This is a genomic window from Paenibacillus sp. FSL k6-2145, assembly GCF_037976585.1.
GTDB lineage: Bacteria > Bacillota > Bacilli > Paenibacillales > Paenibacillaceae > Paenibacillus.
Window position 1 is genome coordinate 2,608,105 of record NZ_CP150267.1, and the last position, 23,604, is coordinate 2,631,708.

General features: G+C 46.7%; 24 protein-coding genes. 16 read left to right on the plus strand and 8 right to left on the minus strand.

The annotated features are described in order from the left end of the window. Positions 1 to 156 precede the first annotated feature (156 nt). Complete coding sequence (locus NZ043_RS11645; protein ID WP_017691019.1) at positions 157 to 324, plus strand: hypothetical protein; 168 nt, start codon at positions 157 to 159, stop codon at positions 322 to 324. A gap of 133 nt (positions 325 to 457) precedes the next feature. Here the strand turns inward: NZ043_RS11645 and NZ043_RS11650 are convergent, their stop codons facing one another. From NZ043_RS11650 to NZ043_RS11660, 3 genes are all read right to left on the minus strand, one after another. Beyond that, positions 458 to 2,290 (minus strand): diguanylate cyclase, encoded by a 1,833-nt coding sequence (locus NZ043_RS11650; protein ID WP_133386953.1) that lies wholly within the window; start codon positions 2,288 to 2,290, stop codon positions 458 to 460. 311 nt (positions 2,291 to 2,601) lie between these two features. Next, positions 2,602 to 3,192: a DUF5317 domain-containing protein gene (locus tag NZ043_RS11655; protein ID WP_133386952.1), complete on the minus strand. Its 591-nt coding sequence runs from the start codon at positions 3,190 to 3,192 to the stop codon at positions 2,602 to 2,604. 242 nt (positions 3,193 to 3,434) lie between these two features. After that, positions 3,435 to 4,856 carry a hypothetical protein gene (locus NZ043_RS11660; RefSeq protein ID WP_339311880.1) on the minus strand — a complete coding sequence of 474 codons (1,422 nt, stop codon included), beginning with the start codon at positions 4,854 to 4,856 and terminating at the stop codon, positions 3,435 to 3,437. 276 nt (positions 4,857 to 5,132) lie between these two features. Between NZ043_RS11660 and NZ043_RS11665 the strand changes: the two genes are divergently transcribed. The 6 genes from NZ043_RS11665 (at position 5,133) to NZ043_RS11690 (ending at position 11,406) form a co-directional block, all read left to right on the plus strand. Then, on the plus strand, positions 5,133 to 6,164 hold the full coding sequence (locus NZ043_RS11665; RefSeq protein WP_017691014.1) for a BMP family protein: 1,032 nt from the start codon (positions 5,133 to 5,135) through the stop codon (positions 6,162 to 6,164). A 293-nt stretch (positions 6,165 to 6,457) separates the two neighbouring features. Next, positions 6,458 to 7,957 carry an ABC transporter ATP-binding protein gene (locus NZ043_RS11670; protein ID WP_339311882.1) on the plus strand — a complete coding sequence of 500 codons (1,500 nt, stop codon included), beginning with the start codon at positions 6,458 to 6,460 and terminating at the stop codon, positions 7,955 to 7,957. Continuing rightward, the gene (locus NZ043_RS11675) at positions 7,954 to 9,021 is read left to right on the plus strand and encodes an ABC transporter permease (protein ID WP_062837193.1); all 1,068 of its coding nucleotides are present in this window, start codon (positions 7,954 to 7,956) and stop codon (positions 9,019 to 9,021) included. Before NZ043_RS11670 ends, NZ043_RS11675 begins: the two co-directional genes overlap by 4 nt. After that, positions 9,005 to 9,928, plus strand: coding sequence for an ABC transporter permease (locus tag NZ043_RS11680; protein WP_017691011.1), 924 nt, complete (start codon positions 9,005 to 9,007; stop codon positions 9,926 to 9,928). The genes NZ043_RS11675 and NZ043_RS11680 overlap by 17 nt, the downstream gene beginning before the upstream one ends. 46 nt (positions 9,929 to 9,974) lie before the next feature. Next, the gene (locus tag NZ043_RS11685; RefSeq protein ID WP_253429404.1) at positions 9,975 to 10,646 is read left to right on the plus strand and encodes a sulfite oxidase-like oxidoreductase; all 672 of its coding nucleotides are present in this window, start codon (positions 9,975 to 9,977) and stop codon (positions 10,644 to 10,646) included. Position 10,647: 1 nt separating this feature from the next. Then, on the plus strand, positions 10,648 to 11,406 hold the full coding sequence (locus NZ043_RS11690) for a nucleoside phosphorylase (protein WP_253429406.1): 759 nt from the start codon (positions 10,648 to 10,650) through the stop codon (positions 11,404 to 11,406). A 436-nt stretch (positions 11,407 to 11,842) separates the two neighbouring features. Here NZ043_RS11690 and NZ043_RS11695 read toward each other — a convergent pair whose 3' ends face one another. The 3 genes from NZ043_RS11695 to NZ043_RS11705 form a co-directional block, all read right to left on the minus strand. Then, complete coding sequence (locus NZ043_RS11695; protein ID WP_133386949.1) at positions 11,843 to 12,520, minus strand: hypothetical protein; 678 nt, start codon at positions 12,518 to 12,520, stop codon at positions 11,843 to 11,845. A 108-nt stretch (positions 12,521 to 12,628) separates the two neighbouring features. Then, positions 12,629 to 13,147 carry a hypothetical protein gene (locus NZ043_RS11700; RefSeq protein WP_105601542.1) on the minus strand — a complete coding sequence of 173 codons (519 nt, stop codon included), beginning with the start codon at positions 13,145 to 13,147 and terminating at the stop codon, positions 12,629 to 12,631. 288 nt (positions 13,148 to 13,435) lie between these two features. Next, complete coding sequence (locus NZ043_RS11705) at positions 13,436 to 13,621, minus strand: Arc family DNA-binding protein (RefSeq protein ID WP_133386948.1); 186 nt, start codon at positions 13,619 to 13,621, stop codon at positions 13,436 to 13,438. Positions 13,622 to 13,756: 135 nt separating this feature from the next. On the opposite strand from NZ043_RS11705, the gene NZ043_RS11710 reads away from it, so the two are divergent. The 9 genes from NZ043_RS11710 (at position 13,757) to nfsA (ending at position 21,442) form a co-directional block, all read left to right on the plus strand. Beyond that, entirely contained in the window at positions 13,757 to 14,044 is a 288-nt protein-coding gene (locus NZ043_RS11710) for a hypothetical protein (RefSeq protein ID WP_101314873.1), read from the plus strand. A 102-nt stretch (positions 14,045 to 14,146) separates the two neighbouring features. Further along, positions 14,147 to 14,332 (plus strand): hypothetical protein, encoded by a 186-nt coding sequence (locus NZ043_RS11715; RefSeq protein ID WP_253429408.1) that lies wholly within the window; start codon positions 14,147 to 14,149, stop codon positions 14,330 to 14,332. Between the two features lie 117 nt (positions 14,333 to 14,449). After that, positions 14,450 to 14,944, plus strand: coding sequence for a GNAT family N-acetyltransferase (locus NZ043_RS11720; protein WP_133386946.1), 495 nt, complete (start codon positions 14,450 to 14,452; stop codon positions 14,942 to 14,944). A 167-nt stretch (positions 14,945 to 15,111) separates the two neighbouring features. After that, positions 15,112 to 15,468, plus strand: coding sequence for a metal-sensitive transcriptional regulator (locus tag NZ043_RS11725; RefSeq protein WP_253442342.1), 357 nt, complete (start codon positions 15,112 to 15,114; stop codon positions 15,466 to 15,468). A 59-nt stretch (positions 15,469 to 15,527) separates the two neighbouring features. Continuing rightward, on the plus strand, positions 15,528 to 15,728 hold the full coding sequence (locus NZ043_RS11730; RefSeq protein ID WP_253429412.1) for a copper ion binding protein: 201 nt from the start codon (positions 15,528 to 15,530) through the stop codon (positions 15,726 to 15,728). A 219-nt stretch (positions 15,729 to 15,947) separates the two neighbouring features. Next, positions 15,948 to 18,437, plus strand: coding sequence for a heavy metal translocating P-type ATPase (locus tag NZ043_RS11735; RefSeq protein WP_339312727.1), 2,490 nt, complete (start codon positions 15,948 to 15,950; stop codon positions 18,435 to 18,437). Between the two features lie 353 nt (positions 18,438 to 18,790). Continuing rightward, positions 18,791 to 19,951: an ABC transporter permease gene (locus NZ043_RS11740; RefSeq protein ID WP_091038143.1), complete on the plus strand. Its 1,161-nt coding sequence runs from the start codon at positions 18,791 to 18,793 to the stop codon at positions 19,949 to 19,951. 155 nt (positions 19,952 to 20,106) lie between these two features. Then, positions 20,107 to 20,706, plus strand: coding sequence for a TetR family transcriptional regulator (locus tag NZ043_RS11745; protein WP_091038144.1), 600 nt, complete (start codon positions 20,107 to 20,109; stop codon positions 20,704 to 20,706). Then, positions 20,699 to 21,442 (plus strand): oxygen-insensitive NADPH nitroreductase, encoded by a 744-nt coding sequence (nfsA, locus tag NZ043_RS11750; RefSeq protein ID WP_133386944.1) that lies wholly within the window; start codon positions 20,699 to 20,701, stop codon positions 21,440 to 21,442. The genes NZ043_RS11745 and nfsA overlap by 8 nt, the downstream gene beginning before the upstream one ends. A 336-nt stretch (positions 21,443 to 21,778) precedes the next feature. Here the strand turns inward: nfsA and NZ043_RS11755 are convergent, their stop codons facing one another. Together NZ043_RS11755 and NZ043_RS11760 are read right to left on the minus strand one after the other, a co-directional pair. Further along, positions 21,779 to 22,609 (minus strand): TatD family hydrolase, encoded by an 831-nt coding sequence (locus NZ043_RS11755; RefSeq protein ID WP_091038148.1) that lies wholly within the window; start codon positions 22,607 to 22,609, stop codon positions 21,779 to 21,781. 85 nt (positions 22,610 to 22,694) lie between these two features. Further along, positions 22,695 to 23,594, minus strand: coding sequence for an ABC transporter ATP-binding protein (locus NZ043_RS11760; RefSeq protein WP_339311890.1), 900 nt, complete (start codon positions 23,592 to 23,594; stop codon positions 22,695 to 22,697). Positions 23,595 to 23,604 lie beyond the last annotated feature (10 nt).

Here is a 23,604-nt window from a genome sequence, read left to right on the forward strand (position 1 = left end):
TAAGAACGATAAGGGGTGAAATGTTGTCACGCTAGGTGAGGGTTGGTGTGACCAGCTGAGGAAGGCTGAGTCCGTTTTCCCTATCGGAGAAGGTCCTCTATACTTAATATAGAACGTGAATTCATTACAAAACATGTTAAGGAGTGACGCAACAACATGAGTCAAGAAGTATTGGAACGTCGCAGTGAATTGCTCAAAAAGAACATTCATCAGATGCTTGTTCAAGACAATCAGCACGGTATCAGTCGCCAAGACAACATGTTTTTGCAGCAGATGATTAAAGAGCTGCATCAGACCTCACATGAGCTGAATACCAAATCTTAATGTAGAATCTGCACGAGAATGAAGTTGTCTGGTGTACGATTCATTCCATGAAAATGAAAATGGCGCTATCTCCGATCAGACCGGGGATAGCGCTTTGACTTTTTCAGGGGGTATAGAAGAAGCTCCGTTTATTTTACTGCAACTGTTGCTGAGCGGTTCTTTTCTCAATATATTGAATGAACAACTCGGCTAGCTCCGGATCGAACTGTGAACCCGAACATGAGCGTAGCTCCCGAATCGCTTCTTCCACGTTCTTGGTTTCCTGATACGGCCGCTCTGTCGTCATGGCATCAAAGGAGTCAATCACGGTCAGCATCCGGCAGAGCCGGGGAATCTCGTTACCCTTCAGGCCGTAAGGATAGCCTTTGCCATCATAACGCTCGTGGTGAAGTTCAATATACGGAATCAGATCGGCGAAGCGATCGTTTGTGATCACCATTTTTTTGCCCCAGGTGACATGTCCTTTGATTGTTTCCCATTCTTCTGCGGTGAGTTTGTCTTTTTTGTTCAGAATGGACCAAGGAATCTCCAGTTTGCCGATGTCATGAATCAGTGCTCCCAGCACGAAACGACGTTTTTCCGCATTGTCCAGTGCGAGCAATTCACTGATATCCAGTGCATATTTGTAGACCCTTTTGGAATGTTTAAACGTATCCATATCCTTGTATCTGAACAGATTGAGCTGCTGCTCGATGTCACGAACGTCCTGTACCAGATCAATCTCATGTTCCATGCCATCATTGCTGCCGTGGCGGTGCACGTTGTTCTTGCCTTGTTTCTTCGCATAATACAGTGCTTTATCCGCCTGATCCACCAGCTGGGATTTGTTATACATATCCACCTGATAGGGCGCGACGCCAGCAGAGAAGGAGAGACAACCGTGTGGAAACACTTCAACGCCTTCAAACGGCGTGTCGTTCAGTTGTTTACGCAGTTTGTTCATGAACCTGTAGGATTCGTCCAACTCCATGCCTGGCATGAGCAAAGTAAACTCTTCCCCTCCATAACGAAAGGCGGTAACAGGTGTGCCTTCCGTCTTTCGCATCAGAAAATCCCCCAGCAGGGCTAGCAGACTGTCACCTTGAAGGTGGCCAAACCGATCGTTATACTTTTTGAAATCATCAATATCAATAAGCCCCAGACAGAGCGGTGTTCCCTGCGTACGAGCGGTAGTCAGTTCATTTTCCAACATACTTTCAAAATAACTATGGTTGAACAGACCTGTGCGTTGATCCGTGTTAGCCTTCTCCTCAATGGTCTGATACATGACAAACAACTGCTTGAATGCATGGGAGAGCAGAATACTGAGACTCAGATACAACAACAGACCGAGCACGCCATTGTGTACAACCAGAATCGTCAGGACAAGTGCCAGAATCAGCGTACATAAATAAACCAGCAGGGATTCGGTAACGAATGCCCGCTTCATCTGCTGTAATGCATCCTTTGTTGAGAAATGAAAGAATAAGCCAAGTGTGATCGTGTTGATGATGAAGTAGGCTGCGAGCGCTGCAAAATAAGGAATCAGATTATAGCCATCCAGAGTTCCCGATTGCCCGCCAGTCCACTCAAAAACGGCAGCTGCTCCTGTAATCATGAGACTGTAGATGCTGAAATTGACAATGTGTTTCCACCAGGTGAGCTTGCGCTCTTTGATTAACAGGATGATGGAGACAGGAAGCAGTACAGATAAACTGAAAGCTCCGCCAAACATGAATATACAGGCAAGGTATACCGATGAATCCATGGATTGCTGATTGCCTTTGGGTGGAATCTGGAACGTGAAATAATCCAGAATTAACGCCGCACCCAGCATGGTGTAGACCATGACCCAATCCGCCGTGGTTAGATGAAGGTAAGACCACTTGTTCATGTACAGAAAAACACCGATCCCGGTACAACTAAGCAAAATAACATACAGACTGCTTCGATCTGCCTTATGGATAAGGTTACGAATAAAGTTCATAAAAAATCTCCTGCTTGGGTTTAGTCTACTCTTGATGTGTATATAATTGGTGTTCTTGTATCGGTGTATACTATATAGATGTATAACATACCAAGTTGCCTGGCAAAAATCCAGAAAGAAAAAACAGGCCGCTGGCAGCCTGTTTGTCTTGTTTGGCGGTATGGATACTAGCCGCCCAGCTTGTATCCCGAAGTTAATGCTACAACGACAGAAGCCACGATGATTGCGTTGATGACAATGCGGGAATATTTCACACCTTCAAATTTTTTCATGGAGAAGACCTCCCTTCCTTGGAGTCTACCTGATTCTCATTAAGCCTGATGAGTTTTAGCAGGTTGCACAGCCTTTTTGTCCCGATTCACCATCATGTACTGGATAAAAAGGAAGATGCCTACGTTCATAACCACATCACCGATGCTGATGACTTGAGTCCGTGGATAAGGGCTGGAGAGTGGGATGATATCACCGAGAAAAGGCAGATTTGTAGATGCATCCATCATAAAATGTTTTGATACGGCGCCGCCTTCCCGGAGCATGTCTACATAGTAGGGTCCCAGTACAGCAGAAGCTTCTACAGAAACTGGCATGCGCCCACCATTTACAGCCATAACGGCAAAATTGAGAAACACACCAATCCAGATGAGCATGAAACCGGTGTGGTGCCTGTTGAGCCACAAAAATGCGAGGCCTGTAATGTAGACAGCAGCAAAGAGATAACCATTAATGGATGCCACCCATTCGAATCGTTCCTGCAGATAGAAAATGAAGAACTGGATTAACAGCAATACAGGGAAAATCCAGCCGCTTCGTAACTTGAGTGCTGCAAACTGGTTGATCCCATGCCGCAACCCGCCCCGAAAAAATCCAACGATCAAGCCGAGAAGAATACCGTCATATACCATGATTAACTCCTGTTCGTGCGGAGATATGCAATGTGATTGCGTGTTTGTGTACATAAAGGATTCGACCTTATATTGGTAATTCCTGCATGAGAAAAATGATTTTTTAGAAGAAATTTGCAAAATGCTGAACAAAAAACCGCCTTTACGAATCCAGGGGTCGAAATCCCTGTAAAATTCGGTAAAGGACGGCTGCTTATGGTGCCAAAATACGAGCTTTAATTCGTTTGGAGACGGAATTTATTTTATTCGGATCCACCGTTCAGATAGTTGAAGAAAGGCTGGTCCACCCAGAAGTCATACGTCGTAATGTCTGCATCGGGTGCCAGCTTCAGGAAACCTTCCCGAATGGCTTTGGCATTCTCTTTCAGAGAGAAGGACTGAGCATAGTAATTGCCAAGCGCGATCTTATTATTGGAAATGACCGGATAGTTCGCCAATGCGGTTGGTGAATAATACAACGGTTGCCACCAGGAGCTGAGAATCAGTGGAGAGGTACTGTCACTGTTCTTTTTAGCATATTTCAGCACAATGTCATTGAAGCGAACTTTGTCTGCCACATTGTTGAACTCGAACTGAATATCATATTCCTTCGCAGAAGCGATATAGTTGCCGTTCTCGATCTGTGTCACTTTATAATCAGGCGTTTCCTTTGGCTCGCCCCATTCCTTCAAATAAATGAAGGCAGATGTCTTCGGCTGGAATTGCACATCAGCATCAATACCTTCGCTACGCAGCAAACCAACCAACTGTACAGCATGTTGAATATTATCGTGGCCGTAGGTAAGTGTCAGTTCATCGATAAAGTTGGAATCAAAGCGGCTATCCTTCAGATTGTAACCTGTTACGAGATCATCTCGCAGGGCCTGATCCACAATTTTTCTCAGCTCAGGTGATTCGATCAGATCCGCTGTGCGATATGCAGCATACAATTTGGAATAGATGTCCGCATCGCCGGAACGCCCAATCTCATGTTTGTATTTCCCTTGACTGACCAGTACGCGTCCAAGCAAAGTATTAGCGAAATCTTTACTTGCTACGCCACCCTTAAGGAGAGCGGGGTACAGGCTTTCGGGAATGAGGCCTGTATCAATCGCCGCAGCCAGTTCCTGTGCGGCTTGTCCCTGAACACGGTTCGGGTTAATGCCAACTTTGGCAAGCGCTTTGGCTGTTTTCTCTGCAGGATATGTATAAGCCAGTTCCTTGAATCCGGCTGCTTTCACCGCGATGAAGACCGCCGCATAAGTGCTCAGTTGATCCTTGGCACGTACTTCTGTACCCGTAAGAACCCCATTATTGTATAAGGATACGGCAGCATCATAGGAAGAATCACCAGAAGACAGATCGGTAAAGACAGGAGCTTTGGCTTCACTGTCACTTGCTTGAGTTGCTTCCGTGATGGCTGCAATGGCTTGAATGAAATCACCTTTGGTAATCTGTTGCGGCAATTGAATGTTGTATTTTGCTTGCAAGAATTGAGCAAAATCCGCTGCGCTTTCCGTGTAAGCAACTGGCGCCTGAGCTACCGGTCCTTTGACACTTTGTGAGGTGGTGGGTTTAGCCGGAGTTGCAGATGCTGCAGAAGCGGAAGCGGGCAAGCTAAGACTGCCTAGTGTTACCGGAGCGGCGAGTAGGGCCGCCAACGTGATCTGGGTGATTTTTTTCAAATGAATAGCCTCCTTAAGATGGGTTGGAAAATGATCAGCTTTGGGTTATAATTCTGACAATTCCTATCAGAATAGAATAATTGGATTGACTTTAGCACGGAGACGCGCTGGATGTCAACGAAAAAAAGCTTGATACAGAGCGGTTTCCAAAGCTTGGTAGAAAGCGAGTTGTCAATTATATTCTATTTGAGTGTATACGCTCAAAGATTTATTGACAAGGATCGACAGTATCCGCTAGGATAAGAAAAAAGAATGTTGAAAAGGGGTATTTTCAAAATGAAAAGAGGTTTATCGTTCGTCTTATCGATCATCATGTTGGCTATTTTGTTGGCAGCTTGTGGGAATTCGGCTTCCAAAGACGAACAATCCGCCCAAGGCAGTGATTCGGAGAAATCTCTTCGGATGGCCCTTGTACTTCCCGAAAAAATAGGGGTTAACCCTTTCTTTGTACAGATGGATGAAGGCTTCAAAAAAGCAGGCGAAGAATTTAAAGTAGACACCAAGACAATTGAATCGACAGACCCGGCAGCATTTGAACAAAATCTGCGTGCTGCGGTTGCCGAGAATTATGATCTGATTATTACAGCCACTTTCCAGGCGGAAGATGCATTGAAGAAAGTCGCTGCAGAAAATCCGGACAAGTCCTTTGCAATTGTAGATACAACAGTGGATCTGCCTAACGTACGTAGCGTTGGTTTCCGTGAATATGAAGGGGCGTATCTGCTTGGTGCAGCTGCTGGATTGTCCACCAAAACAGATAAAGTCGGCATGATCGCAGCAATGGATGTACCATTGATCAAGAAATATACGGAAGGTTTCAAAGCTGGGTTGGAATCCGTGAATCCAGACGCAGAATTCCTCGTGAACTATGTAGGTGGATTTAATGACCCGGCCAAAGCAAAAGAATTGGCACTGGTACAATTCGGCAAAGGCGCTGACTTTATCGCTGGCGCATCCGCTGTAGGTGACCTTGGTGTGTTCGAAGCAGCAAAAGAAAAAGGCTTCTATACTTCAGGTCAGGATACGGACCGTACCGTTGAAGACCCGGAACATATCGTATTGTCTCAATTGAAATCAACCGATACGGTTGCTTATGAGACTGTGAAAGATTTTGTAGAAGGCAACTTCAAAGCAGGTGCAGTAAACTATGGTTTGAAAGAAGACGGTGTAGGCCTGACGTACGTTACACGTGATAGCGAATCTCCGCTGAATGCTTTTGTTGGACAAGAAGTGATCGACAAGGTTAAAGCAATCAAGGATGATATCGTATCCGGCAAAATTGTAGTCAAAGATCCATTGCAACAATAGTTTTGAATGTTCTTTTCAATGAATGAGTGATGGAATTGATCAGCCGGCTGCCCGATCAGGCAGCCGGTTTTGCTGCTATTAAATGACCAGTATATGTTCAACTTATCGTTTACACGGTAACGAAGAGGACAGAAATAACCTGATGAAGCAAAGCGTTCGCCTTTATCACCGGATTTTCCCCTTTATAAAAGGGAATCAAAAAATCTGGGGATAACAGCGATCGGAAGGTTGTTCTGTCATCGTAGTGGCGAGTGTAACCTTTTAAGTTGAACTGAGGGGAGCGAACGCGAGATATGCTGTTGGAGATGGAGCACATTACGAAGAAATACGGCGGCTTCACCGCTAACCGTGACATCCGTTTTAATTTGCGTGAGGGAGAGATTCATGCCCTTGTAGGTGAGAACGGGGCCGGTAAAACAACCTTGATGCGTATGCTGTACGGTATGGAACAGCCTACGACAGGAACAATCAAAGTCCGTGGACGCGAAGTGAGCTTCGCTACGCCGTCCCACGCGATGGCAAGTGGCATCGGCATGGTGCACCAGCATTTCATGCTGTTCCCTTCCTTTACGGTGGCGGAGAACATCGTGATCGGACGCGAACCGGCGAAGGCAGGTGCATTTGACCGTAAAAAAGCAGCGGCCCAGGTGAATGAGCTTGGCAGACAATATGGCATGCCGGTTGACCCGTGGAAAAAAGTATCCGAGTGCCCGCTTGGCATGCAGCAGCGTGTTGAAATTCTCAAGGTGCTGCATCAGGGCGCAGACATCATTATATTGGATGAACCTTCGGCAGTACTGACGCCGCTGGAAGTAAAAGAACTGCTCGCGAACATGAAATCACTCGCAAAGCTGGGCAAAACCTTTGTACTAATCACGCACAAGCTGCAAGAAGTCATGGATGTAGCCGACCGGATTACGGTACTTCGGGATGGTCAGGTAACGGGTACGTTGGAAGCCAAAGATACACATGTGGAGGAATTGTCCCGTCTGATGGTTGGTCGTGAACTTGTGCGTATGGACAAGCAGCCATCGGTTCCAGCGGAAGCTGTTCTTCAGGTGGAAGGGGTCAATCTGTCCGGGGCCAAGGATCGTTCGGCGCTCAAGGAGATCCATATGGAGGTTCGAAAAGGTGAGGTTGTTGGCATAGCCGGTATCTCTGGTAACGGCCAGTCTGAATTGATTCAGGTCATTGCCGGACTGCGTAAGGCGGATAGTGGTCGCGTTGTGCTCTCCGGGCAGGATACAATCAACTGGCCTGTACGGCGCATCCGGGAGCATGGACTTGCTCATATTCCGGAAGATCGTTACATGTGGGGAGCGGCCAAGGATGCGAGCGTTCGCGAGAACGGGCTAATGGGACACCATCATCGCTTACAGTCACGCGGCATTATCAAAGCTAAAGCAGCAAAAACGATGGTAGAGAGTTGGATCAAACAGTTCAGCATCAAGACGGGTTCTGCGGAGACCAAGGCACAATTCCTGTCCGGAGGAAACTTGCAGAAGCTGATTGCTGCCCGTGAATTTGCACAGGATACACCGTTTCTGATTGCAGCCGAACCGACCCGTGGTGTGGATATCGGAGCGATGGAGACGATCCATGCCGAATTGCTGCGCAAACGCAGTGAGGGTGCGGGTATTCTGCTCGTTTCATCAGAGTTGTCCGAAATTTTGCAATTATCTGATCGCATTATTGTCATGTATGAAGGAGAAATTGCCGGAGAATTGAGAGCAGAGGAAGCAACTGAGGAACAGATCAGCTTGTTAATGGCAGGAGGGAAAGAGCGGATATGAATCGGGTAAAAGAAACACTTCGCGGACTCGTACAGCCGCTGCTTGCCGTATTCATCGGTCTGCTTGCAGGGGCTGTGGCGATTCTGATCGTTGGCGGTAATGTGGTGGATACGTATGCGGAGATGTGGAAAGGAGCCTTCGGCAACTTCTACTTCTTCACCAATACGTTGGCTCGTTCCACACCAATCATCTTGGCGGGACTTGGCGTAGCCTTGGCATTCCGTGCCGGATTTTTCAATATGGGAGCCGAAGGCCAGATGATTCTTGGCGGACTCAGTGCCGCGCTCACGGCGCTTTATCTGCCAGGTCCGGGCTGGTTCGTGTGTATTGCTGCGATTGTGGCAGGTATTGTTGCCGGGGGAATCTGGTCCCTGTTTGCAGGCTGGCTGGATGCACGCTTCGGCATGAACTTGTTGATCACAACCTTACTACTTAACTATATTGCCATTTATTTCGGGGGCTACATGGTCTCCTATCCATTTAAGGACCGCACAGGATCTGCAGCAATGGCTCAGACACCCATGATTGACCAGAGTATCTGGTTGCCGAAGTTGTTCCAGGGCATGGGGCTGCATGCAGGCTTCATTATTGCCATTGTAGCGGCCATTCTGATCTACTGGTTTACGCATAAAACGGTGACCGGTTACGAGATCCGCATGCTCGGCAGCAATCCGTCCTTTGCAACCTACGGTGGTGTTCGCCGCATTCGCATGATGATGCTGTCCATGGTCATCAGTGGTGGACTTGCTGGACTCGCGGGTGCGGGGGAAGTGCTCGGTACACAGTACCGTTTCCTTGATGGCTCATTGTCATCGGCAAGTTACGCATGGAGTGGCATTATGGCCACGTTGCTTGCCCGCTCGCATCCACTCGGTACAGCTGTAGCAGCTATTTTGCTGGCTGCGCTACAGACGGGTGCCATGGGGATGGAACGGAACACGGATGTACCGCTGGAAGTTGGCAGTGTCATCCAAGCTGTATTGACGTTATTTGTATCAGCTCAGATCGGTTATTCATTCCTGAAGCGGAGAAAGGAGAAAAAGTCCAATGCAACAACTGTTTGATGCAGCCATGTTTGGCTCAACCTTGCGGATTATGACTCCAATCCTGCTTGCAGCGCTCGGTGGGGCTTTATGTTCTCGTGTCGGTCTGTTTAACGTGGGTCTTGAAGGACTGGTTCTGATCGGTGCGTTCTCCGCTATTGTTGGTAATTATCTGTTTGGCAATGTGCTGCTGGCGGTACTCTTTTCCATTATAATTGTGATGTTATTCTCGGCGCTCTTTGCCTTTATAAGCATTAATCTGAAAGCCAACGCCATCGTGGTCGGGATCTCGCTTAACTTCCTGGCTGCGGGGGTGACGACCTTTGCACTGCGTGCGATTTTTGATGTAAAAGGTGCATACTACGACAAAGACATGGTGGGACTTCCCAAGTGGGATATTCCGCTGATTAAGGACATCCCGTGGGTGGGCGATGTAATATCGGGACATAGTCCGCTGGTTTACCTCGGTATTGTGCTCGTGATTGCACTACAATTTTATCTGTTCAAAAGTGTATCTGGCTTCCGCCTGCGCTCCGTCGGTGAGAACCCGATTGCAGCACAGAGCATCGGGATCAAGGTACGTGGCATCCAGTATGGTGCCGTTCTGATGTGCGGTGTGTTGTGCGCTCTGGCTGGAGCACAGTTGTCGCTCGGTCAGGTAACGATGTTTACCGAAGGCATGACTGCTGGTCGTGGTTTTATAGCGCTGGTGGCAACGATGTTAGGGCAAGCGAATCCGCTTGGCGTCATGGGCTCCAGTGTTCTGTTTGGCTTCATGGAAGCATTGAGTATTCGTCTGCAAGGATTCTCCCTGCCAACGCATTTCACGTTGATGCTGCCGTATATTGTGACGCTGGTCGCGATGTTCTTTTTCAAAGACCGTACCTATGCACAGGATGCACTGAAAGCGGGCGGAAGCTCGCGTTAATTCTGAATGTCTATGTTAGAGACAGTAAAAGAAGGAGGAATTCCACATGCATAACAAGGCTGAACGTTTGAAAAAAGGAAAAACTCCGGCACCCAAAACAGGTAACGATCACGGAGATCGGCTGCCGCCAGGACAGATGCTGACGGAGAAATTCCCGATTCTGCATGAAGGGGAAGTGCCGGAATATGACCTGTCCACCTGGGACTTGAAGGTATTCGGCGAAGTGGAGGAAGAGAAGGTGTTCTCCCTGGCTGAGTTGCAGGCGATGCCTCAGGTGAACACGGTGAGTGATATTCACTGTGTTACCCGTTGGTCGAAATTCGATACGCCGTGGGAAGGTATACGCTTTTCCGATTTTGTGAAACTTCTGGGGGTTAAGCCAGAGGCAAAATACGTCATGATCCATGCCGATCATGATTATGAAACAAATGTACCGCTCGAAGAATTGATGCATGATGACGTATTGCTTGCATTCAAATATAACGGTGAGCCACTTACTCCCAAGCATGGTTTTCCCCTGCGTATGGTTGTGCCACAACTTTACTTCTGGAAGAGTGCCAAGTGGATACGTGGTCTGGAGTTTATGACAGAAGACCGGAACGGATTCTGGGAAGTGAATGGTTTCCACCATTTTGCCGATCCGTTCAAGGAACAACGCTTCTCGGGTGAAGATCTGCCGATTCCGGAAGACGAGTGGACGAAGAAGGAGTTTGATTGATATGTTGATGCCTATTTTGCAGATTCATTCGGAAGACATGCCGGCATACGCCATCGTCTGTGGTGATCCGGCACGTGCGGAGAAGATTTCCCGGAAGCTGGAGCAGGCGAGAGAACTGGCGTTCAGTCGGGAGTATCGCACGTTTGTTGGTTTGTACGAAGGGGTACAGATCGCTGTGGTCAGCCATGGTGTGGGTTCACCTGGAGCAGCTGTCTGCTTCGAGGAATTGATTCGCGCGGGTGTAACAACTCTGATTCGTGTAGGTACAGCGGGATCGTATACAGCCGATTATCCAGCAGGCAGCGTGATTGTGAGTACAGCCGCTGTTCGTACGGATGGGTTAACTCGCCAACTGGTGCCGGATGGTTTCCCTGCGGTAGCGGACCTTGGGGTGACACAAGCGTTGATCGAAGCTGCTCGTGAGCAAGAAAGCGCGGATGCTGCAACATTTGCAGGCAAAGTGGGCGTTGGTATCACCGTAACGCTGGATGCGTTCTTTGCAGGCGTGGAAGAGATTCCACACCGCAAGTATAAGCAGGCTGGAGCACTTGCGGCTGAGATGGAAATTGCGGCACTCTACATCGTCAGCACCTTGCGTGGGGCTCGCGCCGGAGCCATTGTCGCGATCGATGGATTCGCGGACAGTGATCTGGCAGCCGAGTATGATCCGCATACGGACGCGGTTGGACAAGCGGTAGAGCGTGAGATTAATGCAGCGCTACGTGCGCTAGTCACGCTTGCGCGCCAGGATATGCAGTAAGGTTAAACCTCGACTTTGGTGTATTTGTGGATTCAAAGAGATATGGAATTTGTAAGACGAATGGATTAACAAAAAATCCAGATTTCCTTCAAAAGGATTCTGGATTTTTTCGCTAGCAATCGAAGCATGAATAATGTAAGGTGACTGATCTATGATGTAAGCTCTCAGTAAGATTGTTTAGTTGAGCTTAAATAAAATGCGATATTACACAGCCGCAGTAAATTTTGTATTGTTAAAAATTAACTACCTGATGTCCAATTGTGCCAGAATTTGCAACAAAAAAAGGACCTCATTTTCCAGCTGAATGTGAAAAATGAGATCTTTTTTGTGCTTAAAGACACTCCCTAGTGTCATTAGCAGGAATGATTGAACACTTCAACATTTAATATATGAATTCTTGATCGTAGCCATGTTAATTACAGTTACCATCGTTACATTAAGAAAAAGAAATGTATCGAATTACATTTGTATTCTTATCAACTGAGAGCTTAATTTGATTGCACACATTAGCAAACAATCGGATACTAACTTTATCTTTTATGAAATCGTTGAATTCCCAATTATCGACCCATAATACGAATTCCTGTCCTGCTAGAATGAAAGTTTCTTTAATATTGTTCCAAAATTCATTCAGTTCCTTGGCTTGTAATTTATCGATCAAATCTAAATTGATTAGATATTCTTCAACCTCTACATTATGAAAATCATCTCCTACATTGCCATTAGGAAATAAATCATATATTATTTCACTACACTTTTTTGCTTTATAAAGTTCTAAAAAACGATCCAAATAAACTTTTTTTATATTTTGAAAATAATATGATACCTGGGAACTATTCTCCAATTTTTTTACATTTTCAAAATATTGAACCAGTTGCATTATTTGATTTCCTTCTGAACTTTTATCTGTAGGAATATTTAAGAGTCCTTGTGGATCTACAAATACAAATGGGGAAATAAATAATTGTTCAAATAAATTGAAATGTAAATCTTGAATATCAGATCCATCAGAAGACGTATCTACTTTGATATACCTATTCCTTTTCCTAGCTAGGGTGTCAGGATAGTTCGCGACATCATCATCTTTAATCTCAAGTTTTTCAAATAAATTCAAGGTGTTTCCTCCCAGATCTTTATTTATGCATTTTATATCATTACTATTCGGAAAACAAAATGTCGAGACACCGGAAGGTATTCTCGACATTTTGTTACACTCAGAAACTTATTTTGTTGTAAAATATGCGTTTCCTGTAGTAATAACTTTTAAAACTCCCTTGGTAGTAGTGACAGAACCAGTTAAAGTTACTGCATGTTGACCTGGTTTAGTAAAAATGCGATCATCTTGATTTTGTTCAAAATTCTTAGTTTGGAAAGTTGAATACTTAAATGGTGTTCTCACTAAATCAGAATACGCTAACTCTAAATCTACTCTAGTAATTTTAGCCTGTGGAGTTGTTATATATACGCTCCAGTCCACAAACACATGATTACCGTTCTCTACTTCAGCTACTACATCAGCGTAACCATCAAGTGGCTTCACAGCCATAGTCGTTATAGATCCATCATTAGCCTGGGCTTGTTCACTAGGTATAAATGTCAATGGGATTCTAATTGAGACAATATTAGACTCTGACTGATCTGCAGTATTATTTACCAATTCAGAGGCATAAATACTTGATGGACCAACTAACAACACTACCATGGTCATAACAACTAAAAATAATTTCTTGAGATTCTTCACTTTTACATCTCCCTATTATTAATTTCATTAATAAGGATAACATTGAAAAACAAGGAATTCATATGATGCAAAAGTCATATAGTATCGACAAATAATGGAGTTTTTTGTCGAATCACTTTTAACTTCTCTGGAAAACGTTCGATTTTCCTTGAATCCCTCCATACCAGAGTTGGAATACAAAGTAGAGGAAATCATTTTGGATAAACAGGTTGATTTCGATTAACAGAGAACAGGATATATCATGAAAAATGACGTATGGATGATGCGCGTGTACTAAGGGCGCAAAATCTATACGTCATTATCTGTATCTGGGTAAATAACACCTTGTTCTTTCTCAAATTCTTCAATATGTTGTTCAATAAGATACTCAATTTGCATTGCAATAGATCGTTTGTTTTTGTCCGCAATCACTTTAATTTTCTCAAAATTCTTTTCTCGCAGCCTAAGTGTAAAGACTCTTTTATCTGTAGCCATGAAATAAAATCTCCTCAAAAAGTAATGTTCATATTGTATCATTACAAAATACTTCAATATACAATCATATTGACATCTAAGTGATGTCACTCTAATATTTATATTCATAGTGACGTCACTTTTTTGGAGGGGAACATGGAGGACTTCGAAGAAATATTTAACCAGTTCAAAGCTCTTCGTATGGAGAGTATCGGAAATCTTGTGATTTATAATTCAAAAGAATATAAAAGATTGAGTCAAGAAAGTGATCGTTTGTTTATGGAGCTATGTGAATATGTTAAGCCAGAGGGGATGGCTTTATTTTTGGACTATTGTAATGTAATAACCCTTCTTCAGGGTACAGCAGAGTCAGTAATGTACGAGCAAGGGTTTAGAGATGGATTTAGCCTAATAAAGTTAATGTTTAATTCAAATAACACATAACTTGGGGGACGGCCTGATCCTCAAAGAGAATGATAATGCAGAAAGTGGGCACGTTATATAAAGGAACATCAACCATGAATACGAAAAAGGGAGGACTCTACGATGACACAGAACAATCAACCTCAGGACGAGGCGGAAATTCGCAACAAGTTGGATGAAGATGGGGATTCCTTGATGGAGAAAAAGAAGATTCTAAGCGGAGTAGACATTGAGCCGCAGGCGGACGAATGGGCGGCGAAGCCATCACCTGTTGCTTTTAATGAAGGAAATGCTTCTACGAAAAAATAAACAACATGAGCATTCTATGGGCTTGATGGAATGAAGATAAATTTAGCGAAGCAGGTACCCTTATGGTATCTGCTTTTTGGTTGTATAATAATGTAAAATTCAGCGGATGAAAGAGTGATGGGGATGAGTGCGGGTACGATTAACATCAGAAAGGCAGAAATGAGGGACTACTCTGGTGTGTCATTGTTGATGGATGAGTTGCACCAGATGCATGTCGAGGGGCGGCCCGATCTATACAGAGCGTTAGAGACGAGAATGGAGGAAAAGGAGTTCACCGAACTGCTGGAAACGGACAAGCGTTACCTGTATGTTGCCGAGTCTTCGGAAACGGGTTTGATTCTGGGTTACGGGAGTGCGCAGTTAAGTGTAATTCAGGATAACCCGTTGATGGTGGATCGCAAGATGTTGTACATCCATGAACTTGTAGTGGATACCAAACATCGGGGCCAAGGAACAGGCAAACAGTTACTACAAGCATTCATCGAGCTAGGGAGAGAGCTTCAGGCAGACAGTGTGGAATTATCAGTGTCAACGTTTAACTCTGGCGCACAGACTTTCTATGAACAGATGGGTCTGGTCGTCCGCAGCAGCAGGATGGAGTATACCTTGTAAGATGCACTGCTCTTTATAATTCGAACAAGCAATCATCTATTTTTAACAAAATATCAAAATGAACTTGAATACCCCCATGGGGTATGTTACTCTTAGAAAAGAACGAAAGAAAAGGGGTGTTCATGATGGATCATCAGAGCCATCCCGAGGAATCTTTGCAATCCTCCATGTCCGATTCAACGGATGCTTCGGCTACAGTTCAAGAAGCAGTATCCTGTCATGCCGAAGGCAGTGATGGGAAGCATGTGCGCAAGAGTCACCATTCGCAGGAGATGAAGAGTAACCTGGTTTCTCGTTTGAACCGTGTGGAAGGTCAGATTCGCGGGATTAAGGGATTGATCGAGAAGGATACGTACTGTGATGATGTGCTGACGCAGATTGCGGCGGCTCAGTCTGCTCTTAATTCGGTAGGCAAACTTCTGCTTGAAGGCCATATGAAGAGCTGTATCGTTGAGCGCATTCAGGCTGGTGAACATGAGGTTGTGGATGAACTGCTGGTTACGATGCGGAAGTTAATGAAGTAAGCTACATTGATTTACCTAATGAAGTTATCATTTTAATATACCCCAAGGAGGAATTTGGAATGTCTAATGTTACGTTGAACGTTACGGGAATGTCTTGCAATCACTGTGTGAAGTCGGTTGAAGAGGCTGTGAAGAATGCTGGGGCGAGTGGTCACGTGGATCTGGCAGCGGGAACGGTAGCTGTGGAATATGATGAGCAGACAGTGAACGTGGATCAGATCAAAGCTGCGATTGAAGATCAGGGATACGATGTAGTCTAACGGCATTACAGGCTTAAACCGAACATGCTCATGGGTAAAAAGAGGTCAGTGGTCTTTTTTCCTACGAGTCAGGTTTAAGCCTAATTTTCTGTCTGATACATACCCCTTGGGGGTATAATTAATTAAAACTATACAATAAATTGAATCGACATGAAAGGAGCTGACATGATGGATAACTTAACGAATAAACCAATGGATGGATCATCCGAACCCACACCAATGCCACCTATGGCAGAAGCACCAGGACTAAAGGCAACACTGCACATCACGGGAATGACTTGTGCTGCATGTTCGACGCGAGTGGAGAAGGGCTTGTCCCGTATGGAAGGGGTGCATCAGGCCAATGTGAATCTTGCCATCGAACAGGCAACCGTATCTTATGATCCGAAGACAACTAACGTGAACGCGTTGCGTGATAAAGTTGAGGCGCTTGGTTACGGTACGGTGTCCGAATCGGTTGATCTGAACATTACGGGTATGACGTGTGCTGCTTGTTCTGCCCGGATTGAAAAAGGACTTTCCCGACTACCGGGGGTATCTCAGGCGAACGTGAATCTGGCACTGGAGACAGGGCATATTGAATATGCCGCAGGCACATTGAAACCTTCGGATATTACCGCCAAGATCAAGCAGATGGGCTACGGTGCTGAACTGCAATTGACGCAAGAAGAGACCACATCGGTTCGTGAACGTGAGCTGCAACGCAAAAAGTGGAAATGGATGATATCTGCGTTGTTATCGATTCCTTTGCTGTGGGCAATGGTGGGGCATTTCTCGTTCACATCCGGAATCTATGTCCCAGATCTGTTCATGAACCCTTGGTTCCAGCTGATTCTGGCAACGCCAGTACAGTTCGTGATTGGGTGGCAGTTCTATGTGGGGGCGTACAAAGCCTTACGTAACCGCAGTGCCAATATGGACGTTCTCGTGGCACTGGGTACCAGTGCAGCGTTTTTCTACAGTCTGTATCTGACGTTATCCAGTGGGTACTTACCTTCTACGACGACGATGGATCACGGCGCAATGGGAACGAGCACAGCCGCCATGCCTTCGGTAGAACTCTATTATGAGACAAGTGCAATTCTGATTACGTTAATTTTACTGGGAAAATGGTTCGAAGCTGTGGCGAAAGGCCGCTCATCACAGGCGATTAAAAGCCTGATTGAACTGGCTCCACGTGAAGCCCGTGTCATCCGGGACGGACAGGAAGTGATGGTTCCTGCCGCATATGTTGCGGTGGGTGACTTGGTTCTGGTGAAGCCGGGTGATAGCATCCCGGTGGATGGTATTGTTGAAGAAGGCCAATCCTCAGTCGATGAATCCATGCTTAGTGGAGAGAGCCTTCCCGTGGATAAAAAACCGGGAGATGCCGTTACAGGTGCTACGCTGAACAAAAATGGGGTATTACGACTTCGTGCGACCCGAGTGGGATCGGACACGGCTTTGTCCCAGATTATTAAAGTAGTCGAGCAAGCTCAGGGCTCCAAAGCACCGATCCAGCGGATTGCAGATGTTATTTCAGGCATATTTGTTCCGATTGTCGTGGGTATTGCCGCGCTGACATTCCTGATCTGGTATCTGTTTGCAAGTCCGGGTGACTTCGCTGGTTCCCTGGAGAAAGCCATTGCCGTGCTCGTTATTGCCTGTCCATGTGCACTGGGCCTGGCAACGCCGACCTCCGTTATGGCTGGATCAGGACGTGCGGCTGAATATGGCATTCTGTTCAAGGGTGGCGAACATCTGGAGTCGGCACAACAGATTCAGACCGTGGTGCTCGACAAAACAGGTACAGTAACCCAAGGTAAACCGGTCCTTACCGATGTTGTTACGGCTCCGAATTGGACGGAATCCGATCTGCTTGAGCGAGTGGGAGCGGCCGAACAGAGTTCCGAGCATCCGCTGGCAGAGGCAATTGTTGCGGGTATCCGTGCCAAGGGTCTGGAGCTAACCGCAACAGAGAAGTTCGAGAACATACCGGGATACGGCGTGCGAGCATCATTAAAAGGGCAGGAAATTCTGGTCGGCACACGGCGGTTGCTTGCGGATGAACAGGTGAATGTCTCTGAGGAAACCGTTCAGCAGATGAACCGTCTGGAAGAGCAGGGACGTACAGCGATGCTGGTAGCGGTGGATGGTCAGTGGGCAGGGATCGTGGCTGTGGCTGATACCATCAAGGATACTTCTCGTGAAGCCATCAGCCGTCTTCAGGCAATGGGGATCGATGTCATTATGATCACGGGAGACAATGAGCGCACAGCTCGCGCTGTAGCAGAACAGGCAGGCATCGGTAAAGTTTTGGCTGAGGTTCTGCCGGAAGGTAAAGCTGCGGAAGTGAAGAAACTTCAGGAGAGTGGCCTGAAAGTTGCGATGGTAGGTGACGGCATTAATGATGCTCCGGCACTTGCTACTGCTGATATTGGGATGGCCATCGGAACAGGAACGGATGTAGCGATGGAAGCGGCGGATATTACCTTGATGCGTGGTGATCTGAACAGCATTGCAGATGCGATTGAGATGAGCCGGCGCACGATGGGTAACATCAAACAAAACCTGTTCTGGGCACTCGGATACAACGTTATTGGTATTCCCATTGCGGCAGTTGGCTTCTTGGCTCCATGGCTGGCAGGGGCGGCGATGGCGTTCAGCTCCGTATCGGTTGTCCTGAATTCCCTACGTCTGCAACGCATGAAGCTGAAGAGAAATGACTGACCGACCTTTGCTTGGAGATATATTCAACGCCTTATTGCAAATGAAGTGAGGATGAATAAATGCGCGGTTCGCTGCAGCGGACCGTGTTTTTTGTTGAGAAAAATACAGTCTAGTCATCAGAAAGTTACATCCTGAATTGCTAGTCTATATGTGCTTTTCTTCGGGAAAAGGGCAGTGTAATGCTCTTTTGTGAAAATGGATCAATTGCATTCATGAATAAAGCTTATATTTTCTGAATTTTTCAAAAATGAGTTGACAATATGGACATATTCACATAAAATTTAAACGATCGTTTGATTCAAACAACTGTTTAAATCAAATTAGAACTATTTGAGTAATGGAGGACACCTTTTATGTTACAGGCTTTACGTACATTGTTTAAAAAACCGCCAGTGATTGTAGGGATCGTAACAGCACTTATGTTCCAAGTGATCTTTAGCGTGATCTGGATGACCGCATATTCGGGAGTAAACGACCGCACGAAGGAATTGACGGTTGCGATTGTGAATGAGGACGGCGAAATGTCCAAAGGCATCGCAGATTCCCTCGCAGGAACACTGCCTTTCCACACCGTATCTAATCTGAGTGCGGCTGAAGCGTTGGACCAGCTGAATCATCACCAAGTACACATGGTGCTCGATATCCCGGCTGGATTTAACGAATTGCTTCAGACGGCTGGCTCAACCGCCGAGATTAAATACACCATTAATGAAGCGAACCCGGTTACGATCAAAAGCATGATGCAAGGTGTATCACAAAGTGTGACAAACACAATTAACAAACAAGCTACAGCACAAGGGGTACAGACAGTGTTGACCGCTTCAGGCGCGCCTGCCGAACAGGCTGCTGAAGCCGCTACAAACCTGACTACCCGAGTGGAAGGAACGACAACGTCCATCAACCCGGTTAACGGGATGAATAATCAGATGGTGCCAATGATGATGGTACTGGCTTCCTATGTAGGTGCCATGATCATGGGGATGAACCTCCAGACAGCCATGGGTATGCTGTCATCTACCTATTCCCGATTGACTTTGTTTGGCGCGAGAGTAGTCATTAACGTGGGTTCTGCATTGGTCGTTTCCTTGCTGGGATCTTCACTGATTGTGGCACTGGGAGGACAGATTGCACAAGGATTCGTTGCATTCTGGTTGTTCCAGGCGCTCTTCCTGTGCACGTTCATGTTCTTCTCCCAGTTCTTCCTGATCTGCTTTGGACCAGCAGGAAGTCTGTTCAACATCATCTCACTGTCCTTGCAACTGGTATCTTCCGGCGCAATGGTACCGCGTGAATTGCTGAACAGTTTCTATAGCGGCATTGGGCAGTACCTGCCTGCAACATACGCCGTTCAGGGTATTCTGAGCGTGCAGTTGGGAGGACCAGGAGTTCAGTCTGCTGCGGGCTCTATCGTGATTGTACTGTTGGTTGCCGTTGCGTTGTCACTGGTTGTGACGTTGTTGAAAAAACAACGCATGCCAGCTATGGCTCCAAGCCCTGCTCAAGCAAACAACTAATACAGCAGATGCATACCACTGCATCATAGGATAGGACAAGCACCCCGATGATTTTCATCGGGGTGCTTGGTGTAATATAATAGACAGATGAATCGCTGGCTGCAGTCCTTGAGCTGGAGCGAATAAGATGAACGGACAAGAGGGAGCGGGACGGAATGACGGAACCGGAGTTGGATATCAAAACGAGGATATTGCTTGCAGCCAAAAAGCTTTTTGCACAGCAAGGGTATGACGGGACGAGTGTTCGTCAAATATGTGATGAGGCAGGTGCCAATGTGTCGTTGGTGTCTTATCATTTTGGCGGCAAAGAAAAGGTGTTCGAAGCATTATTTGAGCATTTTTTCCCTGGGCATATGATGAACTCGCTGGCGGAAGAGTCGATGTCCTCGCCTGTGGAAGGTATCCGCCGAATTATTGGTGAAGTTGTGAAGTTCACGATGACGGATCGGGAGATGAGCGATATTGTGCAGCTTGAAATTACACTTCGTACACATCGTACAGCTACCGTATTTCGTTTTCTAGACCCTGTATGGACCCGAGTGAGGGAACTGCTGCAAGAGGGTAAGGATCAGGGATTGTTCCAGGTCGAGTCCGTATCTTATGCGATGCTTCAGGTTATGGGCGTGGCTTTGGCGCACAAACGGGCCAAGAATTCACGATTTGGCTTTGATTATCAGGATATGAATACAGACGAGCTCGCTGAGCAGACGATTGAGTTCGTACTTCGAGGATTGGGAGTGAACCACCATGAATGAAACCATTGAGTTGATGATGAAACACCGTTCTGTACGCAAATTCAAGCCAGACCCGGTAAGTGAAGAGCAGCTTGCAGCCATCGTAGCGGCTGGGCAGATGGCTTCCTCTTCAAGTAGTGTGCAAGCATATACTGTAATTGCTGTGACTGACTTAGAGCAAAAAGCCAAGCTGGCTGAATTGGCAGGCAATCAGGCCTACGTCAATGAATGCCCGGTGTTTCTCGTATGGTGTGCTGATCTGTATCGACTGAGTGATGCTGCGAAACGTCATCTTCCTGAAAAGGAATCGTACGCCGATTCAACCGAGAATTTCATGGTAGCCACGATTGATGCTGCATTGGCTTCCCAGAATGCTGCTCTTGCAGCAGAGTCGCTTGGTTTTGGAATCGTATATATCGGCGGGCTTCGGACCCGGATTGAGGAAGTAGCCGAGTTGTTGGGATTGCCGGAAGGGGTATATCCGGTGTATGGCATGTGTATTGGTGTTGCAGATCAGGAAACGGGGATTCGTCCACGTCTGCCACTGAATGCAGTTCTGCATCATAATCGCTATAATGCCGAGCAGAGCATCAAGGGTGTTGAGCAGTATGATGAGACAACGACGGCCTACATGAAAGAACGGACTAACGGTGAAAGAACAACTCCATGGTCCGAACTGATGGCGAAGCGTCTGACTGAGCCGACAAGGTTGCAAGTGAGACCGTTCCTGGAAGGCAAAGGATTTTTGAAGCGTTAAGTTGAACTGAAGGTAGTTACACTTGCCACTCCGATGACAGAACAACCTTCCGATCGCTGTTATCCCCAGATTTTTTGATCCAATTTTTGTGAAGGTGAAAATCTAGCGATAGCGTATGCTTCCGAAGTAGCTTTCTTTCAGAAAGCTTTTAGGCGAACGCTCTGCTTCCTCAGGTTATTTCTGTCCTCTACGTTCCTGTGTAAAAATTCAGTTCAACTGATATATATAGTAAATTAGAAGTCAGTCGGATCGAAACCGACTGGCTTCTTTGTGCTTTGTTGTAAAGTGCTGTGTTGGCACGGGCAAGCGAGAGTGCTTGCGGCTATCAGATTGTAATCAAGTTAAGCCATAGAAACGCTTTGTGTTCTGATAAAAAAGACGGGCGGCCCGCTCGGTTCCCATGCCAGTGATCTCACTCCATGCCTGGATGACCTGTCTGGTCATGGCAGGGTGTGTCATTCGTCCCTGAAATGGTCCTTCGAAGGGCCAAGGTCCGTCGGTCTCGGCCATCACTTGTTCCGATGGATATTGCCGGGCGAGTTCGCGAATCTCTTCTTCATACAGAATATCCGGCGTGAAGGAAATGAAATAACCGTTGTCCGCCATGCGCCTTACGGTTTGGCGAGAACCTTTGAACCAGTGGAAATGAGCACGTCGGAACTGATATTGCTCCAGCAGATCACAGACGATATCGGCATCATCGTATACCGCATGAAGGACAAGTGGTTTGTTGTGCTTTTTGGCAAGTTGGATGAAACGTTCAAGCAGCTTGATATACCCGCTCTGATCGAAGTGCTGCCCTGCCTGCTCCGCTTCCTGACGATTGTAATAGGGAAGGCCGACTTCTCCTATGGCTGTGGCTTGTCCCATATGCTTCTCGATCCATTGGAAGAACAGGTCCATTTCTGCAACGGACGGTAGTTCCTGTTCCGGATGGAAACCGAAGGCCGGATAGATGTTGCGTGGATGTTGCTTTGCAAGCTCCAGGTTGGCCTGGGCAGAAGCGAGATTCATGGACACGGCGATGACTGCCTCGACTTGTTGAGACGGGAAAGATAGCAGCATCTCGCGTTGTTCGTCAGGGGTATACTGATCGAAGTGAATATGAGCATCAATTAATGGTGCAAAAGCTTGAGAATGCACGCGGGAATTCCTCCTTGTGGTCATTTATATTCTAACTATGTTACGCAGAATTTCTTATGGTGGATCACCCAATAAAGGAAAATAATAACTTTAAAAACCCGCGCTATTATTATAGGCGGGCTTTCTGCTGTTCTTCTCTCATCCACTGAGCAATCTGCCGTTTACGCTCCAGAAAAGCGGATTCCTCCGTAATTTCTTCTCGTCTTGGGCGATCAAAAGGAACATGTACCTCGTGCAACACTGTTGCAGGTCGGTTGGATAAAACATAGACCCGATCCGCTAGCAGTAATGCTTCTTCGATATTATGGGTGATGAACAGCACCGAGCGGCGGTTCTGTTCCCAGATATCGAGCAGCCAGCGCTGCATGTCGCTACGTGTCAGTGCATCCAGTGCGCTGAAGGGTTCGTCCAGTAGCATCAGCTCCTGCGGACTGAGCAGGGCGCGCAGAAAAGCAGCACGCTGCTGCATTCCGCCCGACAGCATATGAGGATAGGCCTGCTCAAACCCGGCAAGACCCACGCTGCTTAACCACTTACGAGCTTCCGCAAGTGCTTCGGCCCGAGGGGGGGCACTTGAAGCTACTTCACCAGCAAGCAGTACATTGTCTTCAATGGTACGCCAAGGGAAAAGAGCGGGTTGTTGCGGCATATAACTAATCTTGCCACGCTGTCCCGTTACATTCTGACCGTTCATAAGCACTTGGCCTTCCTGTGGCTTCAGCAGACCACCGATGATATGGAACAGGGTGCTTTTGCCACAGCCAGAAGGTCCAACGATAGCAACAAACTCGCCTTGCTTCACGGTCAGTGACAGGCCGTTCAGAACCGGTAACCTGCTCCGCCGTTCACGGAATGATGCATGAACATCAACAACGTCCAGTGCAGGTGGAACCGGAGCAGGAGTGGCAGGTCGATCAGGCGTAGCTGGGTGGAGTTTTTCATCGTACTTTGGCTCCATTACACTTGCTCCTCGTCCAGGCTGGACTTGTTTGTCCTGTTGCCGATTCATATGGTCATCA

Excerpts from the sequence above, each read along its gene's own strand:
- NZ043_RS11645 (WP_017691019.1), top strand. The coding sequence starts at position 157 with ATGAGTCAAGAAGTATTGGAACGTCGCAGTGAATTGCTCAAAAAGAAC.
- NZ043_RS11650 (WP_133386953.1), bottom strand. The coding sequence starts at position 2,290 with ATGAACTTTATTCGTAACCTTATCCATAAGGCAGATCGAAGCAGTCTG.
- NZ043_RS11655 (WP_133386952.1), bottom strand. The coding sequence starts at position 3,192 with ATGGTATATGACGGTATTCTTCTCGGCTTGATCGTTGGATTTTTTCGG.
- NZ043_RS11665 (WP_017691014.1), top strand. The coding sequence starts at position 5,133 with ATGAAAAGAGGTTTATCGTTCGTCTTATCGATCATCATGTTGGCTATT.
- NZ043_RS11670 (WP_339311882.1), top strand. The coding sequence starts at position 6,458 with ATGCTGTTGGAGATGGAGCACATTACGAAGAAATACGGCGGCTTCACC.
- NZ043_RS11675 (WP_062837193.1), top strand. The coding sequence starts at position 7,954 with ATGAATCGGGTAAAAGAAACACTTCGCGGACTCGTACAGCCGCTGCTT.
- NZ043_RS11680 (WP_017691011.1), top strand. The coding sequence starts at position 9,005 with ATGCAACAACTGTTTGATGCAGCCATGTTTGGCTCAACCTTGCGGATT.
- NZ043_RS11685 (WP_253429404.1), top strand. The coding sequence starts at position 9,975 with ATGCATAACAAGGCTGAACGTTTGAAAAAAGGAAAAACTCCGGCACCC.
- NZ043_RS11690 (WP_253429406.1), top strand. The coding sequence starts at position 10,648 with ATGTTGATGCCTATTTTGCAGATTCATTCGGAAGACATGCCGGCATAC.
- NZ043_RS11705 (WP_133386948.1), bottom strand. The coding sequence starts at position 13,621 with ATGGCTACAGATAAAAGAGTCTTTACACTTAGGCTGCGAGAAAAGAAT.
- NZ043_RS11710 (WP_101314873.1), top strand. The coding sequence starts at position 13,757 with ATGGAGGACTTCGAAGAAATATTTAACCAGTTCAAAGCTCTTCGTATG.
- NZ043_RS11715 (WP_253429408.1), top strand. The coding sequence starts at position 14,147 with ATGACACAGAACAATCAACCTCAGGACGAGGCGGAAATTCGCAACAAG.
- NZ043_RS11720 (WP_133386946.1), top strand. The coding sequence starts at position 14,450 with ATGGGGATGAGTGCGGGTACGATTAACATCAGAAAGGCAGAAATGAGG.
- NZ043_RS11725 (WP_253442342.1), top strand. The coding sequence starts at position 15,112 with ATGTCCGATTCAACGGATGCTTCGGCTACAGTTCAAGAAGCAGTATCC.
- NZ043_RS11730 (WP_253429412.1), top strand. The coding sequence starts at position 15,528 with ATGTCTAATGTTACGTTGAACGTTACGGGAATGTCTTGCAATCACTGT.
- NZ043_RS11735 (WP_339312727.1), top strand. The coding sequence starts at position 15,948 with ATGCCACCTATGGCAGAAGCACCAGGACTAAAGGCAACACTGCACATC.
- NZ043_RS11740 (WP_091038143.1), top strand. The coding sequence starts at position 18,791 with ATGTTACAGGCTTTACGTACATTGTTTAAAAAACCGCCAGTGATTGTA.
- NZ043_RS11745 (WP_091038144.1), top strand. The coding sequence starts at position 20,107 with ATGACGGAACCGGAGTTGGATATCAAAACGAGGATATTGCTTGCAGCC.
- nfsA (WP_133386944.1), top strand. The coding sequence starts at position 20,699 with ATGAATGAAACCATTGAGTTGATGATGAAACACCGTTCTGTACGCAAA.
- NZ043_RS11755 (WP_091038148.1), bottom strand. The coding sequence starts at position 22,609 with ATGACCACAAGGAGGAATTCCCGCGTGCATTCTCAAGCTTTTGCACCA.
- NZ043_RS11760 (WP_339311890.1), bottom strand. The coding sequence starts at position 23,594 with ATGAATCGGCAACAGGACAAACAAGTCCAGCCTGGACGAGGAGCAAGT.